Origin of the sequence: Flavobacterium sp. N2270, from assembly GCF_025947225.1 — a bacterium.
Lineage (GTDB): Bacteria > Bacteroidota > Bacteroidia > Flavobacteriales > Flavobacteriaceae > Flavobacterium.
In genome coordinates, this window is the sequence record NZ_CP110005.1 from 1,868,876 (window position 1) to 1,881,049 (window position 12,174).

Annotated in this window: 5 protein-coding genes, 2 tRNA genes and 1 rRNA gene; 5 read left to right on the forward strand and 3 right to left on the reverse strand. The window is 32.5% G+C overall.

The features are described 5' to 3' along the window. Positions 1-5: 5 nt before the first annotated feature. Both OLM55_RS08735 and OLM55_RS08740 read right to left on the reverse strand, forming a co-directional pair. Complete coding sequence (locus tag OLM55_RS08735) at positions 6-2,411, reverse strand: thiamine pyrophosphate-dependent enzyme (protein ID WP_264558525.1); 2,406 nt, start codon at positions 2,409-2,411, stop codon at positions 6-8. Between the two features lie 179 nt (positions 2,412-2,590). Further along, positions 2,591-5,335 (reverse strand): aminopeptidase, encoded by a 2,745-nt coding sequence (locus OLM55_RS08740; protein WP_264558526.1) that lies wholly within the window; start codon positions 5,333-5,335, stop codon positions 2,591-2,593. Between the two features lie 248 nt (positions 5,336-5,583). Between OLM55_RS08740 and OLM55_RS08745 the strand changes: the two genes are divergently transcribed. Continuing rightward, the gene (locus OLM55_RS08745) at positions 5,584-7,581 is read left to right on the forward strand and encodes an endonuclease (protein WP_264558527.1); all 1,998 of its coding nucleotides are present in this window, start codon (positions 5,584-5,586) and stop codon (positions 7,579-7,581) included. Positions 7,582-7,638: 57 nt separating this feature from the next. Here OLM55_RS08745 and OLM55_RS08750 read toward each other — a convergent pair whose 3' ends face one another. After that, complete coding sequence (locus tag OLM55_RS08750; RefSeq protein WP_264558528.1) at positions 7,639-8,727, reverse strand: M42 family metallopeptidase; 1,089 nt, start codon at positions 8,725-8,727, stop codon at positions 7,639-7,641. Positions 8,728-8,822: 95 nt separating this feature from the next. Here OLM55_RS08750 and OLM55_RS08755 point away from each other — a divergent pair, with 95 nt between their 5' ends. The 4 genes from OLM55_RS08755 to OLM55_RS08770 all read left to right on the forward strand — a co-directional run bounded on the left by OLM55_RS08755 (position 8,823) and on the right by OLM55_RS08770 (position 12,136). After that, positions 8,823-9,500, forward strand: a complete 678-nt coding sequence (locus tag OLM55_RS08755; protein WP_264558529.1) for a DUF4294 domain-containing protein — start codon at positions 8,823-8,825, stop codon at positions 9,498-9,500. Positions 9,501-10,306: 806 nt separating this feature from the next. Beyond that, a 16S ribosomal RNA gene (locus tag OLM55_RS08760) occupies positions 10,307-11,822 on the forward strand. 86 nt (positions 11,823-11,908) lie between these two features. After that, positions 11,909-11,982, forward strand: a tRNA-Ile gene (locus OLM55_RS08765). A gap of 80 nt (positions 11,983-12,062) precedes the next feature. Next, positions 12,063-12,136: transfer RNA gene (locus OLM55_RS08770), tRNA-Ala, on the forward strand. The last annotated feature ends 38 nt before the right edge of the window (positions 12,137-12,174 follow it).

Sequence of the window (12,174 nt, forward strand, 5' to 3'; positions counted from 1 at the left end):
TAATATTAGTATAAACTTGGATATTTTGTAGGATTTGCTTCATTCATAATAGCATAAACCTTTTCAAAAATATCTTCTGTACTTGGTTTAGAGAAGTAATCTCCATCAGTACCATAAGCGGGTCTGTGTGCTTGAGAAGCTAACGTTTGCGGCTCACTATCTAAATGTTTGTATCCTTTTTGGTTTTCGATAATTTGTTGTAAAATATAAGCACTTGCTCCACCAGGAACATCTTCGTCAATAACTAATAATCGATTTGTTTTAGCAATACTTTTTACAATATCATGATTAATGTCAAAAGGTAATAACGATTGAATATCTATAATTTCAGCACTAATTCCTACACTTTCTAATTCGTTCGCAGCTTGTTCTACTAAACGAAGAGTTGATCCGTAAGATACTAAAGTAATGTCAGTTCCTTGTTTAATAGTTTCAACCACACCAATTGGTGTTTTGAATTCGCCTAAATTAGTTGGCATTTTTTCTTTTAAACGATACCCATTTAAACACTCAACTACTAATGCGGGTTCGTCAGTTTCTAATAAAGCATTGTAAAAACCTGCGGCTTTAGTCATATTTCTAGGAACTAAAACATGAATTCCACGAATTGCATTAATGATCATTCCCATTGGTGAACCAGAATGCCAAACTCCTTCTAAACGATGTCCTCGAGTTCTTATAATTAATGGAGCTTTTTGTCTTCCGTTTGTTCTATATTGTAACGTAGCTAAATCATCACTCATGATTTGAATAGCGTACAACAAATAATCTAAGTATTGAATTTCAGCAATTGGTCGTAAACCTCTCATTGCCATTCCAATTCCTTGACCTAAAATTGTAGCTTCACGTATTCCAGCATCTGCTACACGATATTCTCCGTATTTTTCTTGCATTCCTTCCAAACCTTGGTTAACATCACCAATAGTTCCGGCATCTTCTCCAAAAATTAAAGTTTCAGGATGTTTCTCAAAAATAGCGTCAAAGTTATCACGTAAAACTAAACGAGCATCTACATCTTCTGCACTTGCGTCATAAGTTGGTTGAACTTCTTTTACTGAAGCTACATTTTTATCAGATTGAGAAAATAAATGTGAACTGAATTTTGGTTGGATCTTATTGGTATAAGTAGTAATCCAAGCTGCCAATTGAGTCTTTCCGCTTTCTTTTACAATTAAGCGCAATACTTTTCGAGCAGTTGTTAAGATTTCTTTACGAATGGGCTCTTTGATTGAAGCTAAATCGTTTGAGTATTTTTCGATAAATATTTTATTTGGACTTGAAGCAGCAATTGTGTTTAAAAGACTAACTAATTCTTGTTGTTCTGCTTTAAAAGGAGCTGTAAAAGAAATCCAAGCTGCTTTTTTACCTTCTAAAACTTCTTTTTTAGATGCGTTGTCAATTTCAATTATTTCTTCTTCAGTTGCAATATTATTAGCAATCATCCAAAGTCGCATTTGTGCTAAACAGTCATATTCTGCTTCCCATGCTAAACGGTCAGTATCTTTATATCTTTCATGACTTCCAGAAGTAGAATGCCCTTGTGGTTGTGTTAACTCATTGACATGAATTAAAACTGGTACATGTTCTGTACGTGCTATTTTAGAAGCTTTTTGGTATGTTTCTACTAATGCTGGATAATCCCAACCTTTAACACGTAAAATTTCATATCCATTTGTACCTTCTTCACGTTGAAAACCTTTTAAAATTTCAGAAATGTTTTCTTTTGTAGTTTGATGACGCGCATGAACCGAAATACCATATTCATCATCCCAAACACTCATTACCATTGGTACTTGTAAAACTCCAGCAGCATTAATGGTTTCAAAAAATAACCCTTCAGAAGTTGAAGCATTACCAATTGTTCCCCAAGCTACTTCATTTCCTTCATTTGAAAATTGAGTGTGCTTTTCTAACCCTTTTACGTTTCTAAATATTTTTGAAGCTTGTGCTAAGCCTAATAAACGTGGCATTTGACCAGCAGTAGGTGAAATGTCGGCACTTGAATTTTTTTGAGCCGTTAAATTGTTCCAATTTCCTTTTTCATCTAAACTATGAGTTGCAAAATGTCCTCCCATTTGTCTACCAGCACTCATTGGATCAAAATTAATATCAGTATGACCATACAATCCTGCGAAAAATTGCTCAATATTCATGGCTCCAATTGCCATCATAAAAGTTTGATCGCGGTAATAACCAGAACGGAAATCGCCATTTTGAAAAGCTTTAGCTAAAGCAAGTTGTGGAACTTCTTTTCCATCACCAAAGATTCCAAATTTTGCTTTACCAGTTAAAACTTCTCTACGTCCTAAAAGACTACATTCTCTACTAATTGTAGCAATTTTGTAATCGTTTAATACTTCTTTTTTAAAATCTTCAAAAGATAAAACTTCTTTAGTCGCAGTTTTGCTCATAGTATGAAATATTTGATATTTTACAAATGTAATTAATTAGTAGATATAAAGCAATATCAAACAATTGGGTTAATTAATAATTATCATTTGTTCATTAAATACATTAAGAATATGATAATTAAATCATTGTAATTGTTTGTTTTGTTGATAAAAATATAATTATTTAAGGAATTACTTGTTTAAAACCAACGTCTTGTGAATAGAGAAATTAATGTTTTTGGGGTTAATGTAACTATAAAACGAATTTTTTCACCATAATTATTAGTATTTAATTCATATCCATTTGATGAATACACCGGTAAGAATAATTCGAAATAATCAGGTACTAAATTTAAGTGAATTCCGGAGTCGTATACGAATTTTGTTGGTGCGAATTTGTTTTTTAATAAGCCCATGTCTCCATAAACCTGAATCCAATTCCAAACATTAAATGATGCATTAAAAGTGGTCATCCATTGATTAGCATAGCGGGTATCTAATTTAGATTTAAATCCACCTTCAGCGTAAACATATTCTTGACTAAAAATACCAGTTGATTCACTTCTACCTAAATAGCTGTGTTCAAACATGTAATCAGTAGGGCGATCTAAACCAAAACTAAAAAATTCTGAAGTTGTACTTCTGTAAAGAAAAGTTCCTACATATAATCTTAAACTTAATCTTCTGTTATTATCAAATAATTTTCGATAATGAATTTCGGTTGAAATTTTACCAAAAGAGTTAGCGACCTGTAAATCAGTTGTTAAGCTATAATGTTTTGTGGCTTCTGATTGAAAATTTCCATATTTAAAATTAAATAGATTATAATTTTCAGTGTTTTTATCAAGTAAAAAATCAGTTTTTTCTCTGTTTATATATAATTGCTTTAATTGAACAAATTCAGTTTTATTTGTCCTAAAATCTTTATCTCTGAAGAGTAATTGAACTGTTGGATTTAAATTAGTATAGGCTGCATTTTCTGCATAATGAAACTGACTACCAGAAACGATATATCTTATTCTGTATAACCTTCCTTCATCTCTAACATTTTGTTCAACTATACCATTAAATTTTCCTACCAATGTTCCTGTTTTTGGAGAATAAAAAGGTGTAACACTAAATGTAAATGGTTTGTTTAACATTGATTTATTGTTTAATCGCATTCCAAAAGCTAAACCATCATAAATATTAAATTCAAATTCAGGAACATAAAAAACCTGATTATAATATGGTTCTTCTAAATCCTTGTAAAAATTAAATTTTATAGGTCTATTGTTAAAAAAGAAGCCTTTTAGTGATTTCCAATTATTTCTTAAATTATATTCTGGAACTTCATTTAAATAATTTAAAGCAATTTTGTCAGCACCATTTCTTTCAAAAACAAATGTTGAGTCGGTTTTTATATTATCTAACCAAAATTTACCTACGATACTGTCATTTTTTAATTGATATAATGAAATAGGAACATTAGTTTTGGTTTTATTTACAATATTAACCGTTAGTTTTTCATTTGTTTTTGAAACTTTTCCAAATTTATAATCTATAAGTTTCCTAGAGTTTATAAGTGTTTCGAAAAACCAATCAATTTTTTTTGTGGAATTTTGGTTTAAGATATATTCAAAATCATATTTACTAGTTTGAATATGGTTGTTTAACGCTACAAATTCTTTAATTGACTGTAGGACAATTTCATTTTCTAAATAACTATCTAAATATTTAAAAGACAGACCAGCTTTATATTTGTTTGCAATTCTTTCATTAAACTTAATAAGGCGATCTTTTCTTTCTGCTAATGGTTGGTCTAAATTTTTTCTTGCCATTAGCATGTATAAATAGTTGTACTGCTGGTTAAAATCTAAATTAATTAAATTATAAGATTTTAAAATTTTAAATCTAGACAAGCTTCCCATCATTTTTAAATCGGCATTATATTCATCAATATATTGCATCATTAGAAAGGTTTGAATTCCATCATAAATCCAGTTTTCTTTTCTGTGATTTAAGTTTAAGTTTTCATTTAAATAAGCATTAATATATGTTTTTAAAAACATTAATTCAAATAAGTTTTCATCTGAAAAAGGGCTTAAAAATGCAGGCAATTGGCTTAAACCATAAAATGGTTCTTTATTGTAATCTTCTTGAGAAACTAAAATTTTTGAAGAATTTGAGGGACCAATTTTTTCATGAACAAATCGGGTTATTCTATCAATTATTAGGGTTTTTTGAATATCATTAAGTCTTGTTTTGTTAATGCTCGAACTTACTTCAATATATTCATTTTTATAGATTGTTGATTCTGACTCAGGGCTTATTATAAGGATTAAATCTTTTTTGTTTTCACCTACTAAATTATAAGTTGCATATTTATCAGATTTTGTTTCTTCAATAGTGTTTAAATTTGATGCAAATGAATATTTTAACGGAATATCTAAACTAACACTAATGTTTGACGAGGCGTTGAAAATATCTTCTAAATTAACGTTACTTTGTTTAACAAACTTTCCGTTTTGATATATAGCAGGGTTTAAAAAACAATTCTTAAAATAAAGTTTACCTTCATTATTAAATCCATATCTTGAAAATTTTTCATTAGGTAATTTTATACTGTATAATAAATTTAATTTTTGGCTAGAATTAGGAAGGATAGGAGTTTCAAGCTCAATTTCAATAATATCTATTTGCTTTTCGTTTCTTTTCCAATAAAGAGTATTAAAATTATTATCAATTATATTTTTTATATCTGTAAACCCTCTGTCTTCATCACTTGCTAAGTGAAAAGATCTTATGAACTCATCAGAAAACCTATTTCCTAACAATGAATTTTTAGAAGAAAATGAATGATTCCAATCATTTAAAACAATTGTATAAATCGTGTCTTTTGATGAATTAAAATAAATTAAATTTTGCTGAACATCAACTTTATGTTCTTCTACATTAATTCTCATTTTAAAATCAGAACTATGTTGAGCCAAACAAATTATTGGTACAAGAATGAGTAGATATATATAATAATTTGGTTTCAAATGGGGTTTTTACTTAAGAGTACAATTTTATGAAAAAGTTGCGTCAATCCATTCATAATTGTAAGTTAAATTTTAAAAATAAATAAAGATTTCCCCCTTTTTTGTTAATTACTCTTAAATAATGAGGTTTTCCGTATGAATTATGTATTTTTGAATAAAAAAAGAAAATTATGCTCCAAAAATTACTTTCAGTATTAACATTACTTTTATTTAATTTTTCTTTTTCACAAGTTTATATAAATGAAATTGATGCAGATAATTCAGGTTTTGATACAACAGAATTTGTCGAATTAAAGTCTACCTCGGCTAATTTACCCTTAGACGGTTATGTTTTAGTTTTTTATAATGAAACAAATAATTTAAGTTATTTTGCTATTGATTTAGATGGGTTTACTACAGATATCAATGGAATTATTCATTTTGGAAACTCAGCAGTTTCTCCCCCTCCTTCATCAGCAGCTATATTTACTAATAGTACAATTCAAAATGGACCTGATGTTGTAGCAATTTATTTAGGAAATGACACTGATTTCCCTGTAAACACTCCAGCAACAACCTCAAATTTAATTGATGCTATTGCTTATTCAACAAGTTCAACACAACCTACAACTTTAATGGCTGCTTTAGGAATTCCAGCAACTAAATTCACTAATGAAACAACAACACATCCTCGTTCTTCTCAGCGTAAAAATGATGGCACATGGGAATCTAAAACTCCAACTCCAGGCGCAAACAATGATGGTTCAGGTGTGGTTTTAAATTATATTTCGGTATCTGTTCCACAAGTATCCTATAATGAAGGGGAGAGTTTTTATGTAACATTTAATACTAGCTCTGTTGTAACTGGATCAAACCTTGTAATTAACTTTTCTATTGTTAATGGTAATTTTATGGTTAATGATTACACATCAGCTACTGATTTAACAGCTGTAATCCCAGTTGGTTTTGATTCTGCATCTGCCTTAATAGTACTTAATGATGACAGTACTGATGAGGGAGATGAAGAAATGTTAATTGATTTACAATCGGTTCCATCTGAATATGTCATAAATAATGACAATATAATTGTTAGGATTTATGATAATGATTTTCAATTCCAAAACTTTGGAAAACCTACAACTCCTACTTATGGAATAGTTTCAAGTACTGCTCCCGTTGGATATTATGATTCATTAAATGGATTATCTGGTTCCACATTAAAGCAAGCCGTTCAAGATATTATTGCTGAGTTTGGAGTAGTTAGATTACATAGTTATGCGGATATATGGGAAATATTAAACACAGCCGATAGAAATCCTGAGAATAATAATCAAGTTTGGGCTTTATACAGAGAAGAGCCAATGGCTAAGTTAGACCAACAAAACTCAAGTAGTATTATAGGAAAATGGAATCGTGAACATATTTTTGCTCAATCTCGTGGTGGTTTTGAAACCGCTATGGGAGATACTGCTGATGGAATAAGTGTTTATACAAATACTAGTGCAGTAACAACTGTTGACGGAGTTTCAGACGCACACCATATACGTGTTGCAAATGGTCAAGAAAACTCATCTCGAAATAATAAAAACTATTCTAATGTTGCAAGTGCAACGGATTATAATGGACCAACAGGAACTTTAGGTTCTTGGAAAGGAGATGTTGCAAGAGCTTTGTTTTATATGGCGGTTAGATTTAATGGTCTAAATGTAGTTAATGGAAGTCCGAGTGAATACCTATCAGATGGTTTTACGCCTTCTGGAAATATTGGAGATTTAGCAACTTTATTATCATGGCATCAACAAGATCCTCCAGATGATTTTGAAATGAATAGAAACAATTATATTTATACTTGGCAAAATAACCGAAACCCTTTTATTGATAATCCATGTCTTGTGGATATCATTTTTGGATCAAATTTTGGACAAACTTTCCCTTGTAATACATTATCAAATCAAGATGTTTTTACTGCATCTGTATTGGTTTATCCAAACCCAACATCTGATTATGTAATTTTATCAGGTATAAACGGTACTGCTAAAGCAGAAATTTACACAATTACTGGTCAAAAAGTAAAAGAAGTTAACTTTGAAAATGAAGTTAGAATTCCTTTAGAGCTTCAATCAGGAATGTATTTGATAGAAATCTCAAATGACACTAACAGAACAACTAAGAAAATTATAGTGAGATAATTAAAATAGGATATTAAACAAAAAAGCCGAGAATTAAGTTTCTCGGCTTTTTTGTTTTTATTTAAAATATGAAAAGGTTTCGTTGTTTTCAATTTTTAACAAACTTTCATAAATCAATTTAATTACATTTTCAACATCATCTCTGTGAACCATTTCCACAGTAGTGTGCATATAACGAAGTGGTAAAGAAATTAATGCAGAAGCAACACCGCCATTACTATAAGCAAAAGCATCAGTATCTGTACCAGTAGCTCTTGAAGATGCGTTACGTTGAAACGGAATTTTGTTTTCTTCTGCTGTGTCTACAATCATTTCACGTAATTTATTTTGAGTGGCCGGAGCATATGCAATAACAGGACCGTTCCCCATTTTTAAATCGCCTTCAATTTTTTTATCAATCATTGGAGTAGTGGTATCATGGCAAACATCTGTAACAATAGCAACATTTGGTTTAATAGTTTGAGTAATCATTTCTGCGCCTCTTAAACCAATTTCTTCTTGTACTGAGTTTACAATGTATAAACCAAATGGTAATTTCTTTTTGTTTTCTTTTAATAAACGAGCAACTTCAGCAATCATAAATCCACCCATTCTATTGTCAATCGCTCTACAAATGAATTTATTTTCGTTTAAAATTTCAAAAGTATCAGGATAAGTTATAACACAACCTACATGAACTCCCATTTTTTCAACTTCCTCTTTAGTGTTACATCCACAGTCAATAAAGATGTTGTCTATTCTAGCTGGTTCTTCTTTAGATTTATTTCTGGTATGAATGGCAGGCCAACCAAAAACTCCTTTTACAATTCCTTTTTTAGTATGAATATGAACTCTTTTAGAAGGAGCAATCATATGGTCACTTCCTCCATTTCTAATAACATAAATAAAACCATCATCAGAAATGTAATTTACATACCATGCAATTTCATCAGCATGGCCTTCAATAACAACTTTAAAAGGAGCGTCAGGATTTATCACTCCTACAGCAGTCCCATATGTATCTGTAATAAATGTATCAACATATGGTTTTAAATAATCCATCCATAATTTTTGCCCTTCTGCTTCATATCCAGTCGGAGATGCATTGTTTAAATATTTTTCTAAAAAAGTTAAAGAATCTTTTTTCAGTATAGTTTTTGAACTCATAATATTTTAAATTTTTGCTAAATTATGAAAATGCATTTATACTTATATAATAATTAAGTATTTTTGAGTTATAATTAATCTAACTAAAGATTTAAATGAGAAATTATACCTTATATTTAATACTACTTTTTTCATTATCTATAAAAGGACAAGTTCAAGACACTTTAAAAGTAACAGCCCAAGATTCAGCTGTTTTATATTCAATAGAACTTAAAGAAATCGTCGTTACAAAAAATGGAGTTAAAGTTTTAAGTGATGAGCAAAAAAAAGTATTAATTTTAAAAAGGAGAGTATATAAGGTCTATCCATATGCGAAATTAACAGCAGAAAAGTTAATGCAGATTAATGAAACTATGGCTAAGCTTAAAACCAATAAAGAAAAAAAGAAATACTTTAAGCTAGTTGAAAATTATTTACAAGAAGAATTTGAACCAAAACTTAAAAAGTTGTCCCGAAAAGACGGACAAATTTTAGTTAAATTAATCAATAGGCAAACTGGTTCAACTACTTTTGATTTAATTAAAGATTACAAAAGTGGCTGGAAAGCATTTTGGTCAAGTAATACGGCAAAACTTTTCAATATTAATTTGAAAACAAAGTATGAACCATTCGAAGTTTCAGAAGATTTTTACATAGAATCTATATTAGTAACAGCTTTTAAAGAAAGACATCTTGCGCCACAACCTTCAGCAAAAGAAATCGATTTAAAGAAATTAGCTGCAACATGGAGAGCAAAAAATGAAAAAGCAAAACTTAAAAAAGAAGAATTATAGAATTCTGATTTAAATAATTTAGTAGCTTATTCCCGCTTTCCGCTGTATCTTTTATTATTTTCAGGGAAAATTAATAAAAGGATGCCGCTACACTCGGGGCTATGGCGGGTTTGTTTGAGTTGTAAATTGTTTATTTGTATACTATATATAAAGTATTAAAGTTGTTTTTTAAAACAATTTCATTTAATTTTTGTGTTTGAAACATGAATTTTCTTCTTGAATCTGTTTCTTGAACTTGTATTTAAAACTAGAGATTAGCATTTAAAACTTGTATTTGTTCTTGCACTTAAAATTTAAAATTGATTTTTTTGATTTGTAAGTATCTTGTAATCAAAGGATAGAAAAATACTTTAAAAAATAGATTAAAAAAGGTTTGCGGGAATGAGAAAAGGTGCTACTTTTGCACCCGCATTCAAAGGCAAGTTCATTACATTTATTGATAAGTTAACTTAGGGTTAACGGCTGGTAAAAAAGAAAATTTTTTTTCAAAAAAAGTTTGCCAGAGTCAAAAAAGGTTTTACCTTTGCAGCCCGCAATTGTGGCGACGTTCTGAGAATTATTGAGTAAGTGGATAAGAAATAAAAAATTTAATTTTTTTTTCAAAAACACTTGTGAGATTAAAAAGAAGTTGTACTTTTGCACCCGCTTTGAGAAACAAGCGATAATAAAAAGAATGACACGTTCATAGACATATTGGATTGACAGCACGATTTAGATCTTCGGATTTAGATTGTAAAAAATAAGAGAGTAAGACTTAAGAGATTAAGAAATAAACCTAGCCTTTATCGTACAATATTAAAAACACTACGATGAAGAGTTTGATCCTGGCTCAGGATGAACGCTAGCGGCAGGCCTAACACATGCAAGTCGAGGGGTAGAGTTAGCTTGCTAACTTGAGACCGGCGCACGGGTGCGTAACGCGTATGCAATCTACCTTATACAGGGGAATAGCCCAGAGAAATTTGGATTAATGCCCCATAGTATTATTGAATGGCATCATTTGATAATTAAAGTTCCAACGGTATAAGATGAGCATGCGTCCCATTAGTTAGTTGGTAAGGTAACGGCTTACCAAGACTATGATGGGTAGGGGTCCTGAGAGGGAGATCCCCCACACTGGTACTGAGACACGGACCAGACTCCTACGGGAGGCAGCAGTGAGGAATATTGGACAATGGGCGCAAGCCTGATCCAGCCATGCCGCGTGCAGGAAGACGGTCCTATGGATTGTAAACTGCTTTTATACAGGAAGAAACACCTCTACGTGTAGAGGCTTGACGGTACTGTAAGAATAAGGATCGGCTAACTCCGTGCCAGCAGCCGCGGTAATACGGAGGATCCAAGCGTTATCCGGAATCATTGGGTTTAAAGGGTCCGTAGGCGGCCTTATAAGTCAGTGGTGAAATCTCCTAGCTCAACTAGGAAACTGCCATTGATACTGTAGGGCTTGAATTATTAGGAAGTAACTAGAATATGTAGTGTAGCGGTGAAATGCTTAGATATTACATGGAATACCAATTGCGAAGGCAGGTTACTACTAATTGATTGACGCTGATGGACGAAAGCGTGGGTAGCGAACAGGATTAGATACCCTGGTAGTCCACGCCGTAAACGATGGATACTAGCTGTTCGGAGCAATCTGAGTGGCTAAGCGAAAGTGATAAGTATCCCACCTGGGGAGTACGAACGCAAGTTTGAAACTCAAAGGAATTGACGGGGGCCCGCACAAGCGGTGGAGCATGTGGTTTAATTCGATGATACGCGAGGAACCTTACCAAGGCTTAAATGGGAAACGACAGATTTGGAAACAGATTTTTCTTCGGACGTTTTTCAAGGTGCTGCATGGTTGTCGTCAGCTCGTGCCGTGAGGTGTCAGGTTAAGTCCTATAACGAGCGCAACCCCTGTCGTTAGTTGCCAGCGAGTCATGTCGGGAACTCTAACGAGACTGCCAGTGTAAACTGTGAGGAAGGTGGGGATGACGTCAAATCATCACGGCCCTTACGCCTTGGGCCACACACGTGCTACAATGGACGGTACAGAGAGCAGCTACTGGGTGACCAGATGCGAATCTTCAAAACCGTTCTCAGTTCGGATCGAAGTCTGCAACTCGACTTCGTGAAGCTGGAATCGCTAGTAATCGGATATCAGCCATGATCCGGTGAATACGTTCCCGGGCCTTGTACACACCGCCCGTCAAGCCATGGAAGCTGGGGGTACCTGAAGTCGGTGACCGCAAGGAGCTGCCTAGGGTAAAACTGGTAACTAGGGCTAAGTCGTAACAAGGTAGCCGTACCGGAAGGTGCGGCTGGAACACCTCCTTTCTAGAGAAAGATAAAGAATAGGTTCTTTATTGATTGGGGATTACTCTCGCTGTTAGTTCAAATAATACAATATAAGTAAAAAACAGAGTCTCGTAGCTCAGCTGGTTAGAGTACTACACTGATAATGTAGGGGTCGGCAGTTCGAGTCTGCCCGGGACTACTTTTTTAACTTATAAGGAAATTCTAGAAGTTGGGATTCACAATTCATAATTCTGAATTCATAATTTTGGATTTAAAATTGGGGGATTAGCTCAGCTGGCTAGAGCGCTTGCCTTGCACGCAAGAGGTCATCGGTTCGACTCCGATATTCTCCACAACGGCTATACGTTAAAACTGGCATTATTGTCAGTGG

Coding starts and splice junctions, on each gene's coding strand:
- OLM55_RS08735 (WP_264558525.1), bottom strand. CDS start 2,411: ATGAGCAAAACTGCGACTAAAGAAGTTTTATCTTTTGAAGATTTTAAA.
- OLM55_RS08740 (WP_264558526.1), bottom strand. CDS start 5,335: ATGAGAATTAATGTAGAAGAACATAAAGTTGATGTTCAGCAAAATTTA.
- OLM55_RS08745 (WP_264558527.1), top strand. CDS start 5,584: ATGCTCCAAAAATTACTTTCAGTATTAACATTACTTTTATTTAATTTT.
- OLM55_RS08750 (WP_264558528.1), bottom strand. CDS start 8,727: ATGAGTTCAAAAACTATACTGAAAAAAGATTCTTTAACTTTTTTAGAA.
- OLM55_RS08755 (WP_264558529.1), top strand. CDS start 8,823: ATGAGAAATTATACCTTATATTTAATACTACTTTTTTCATTATCTATA.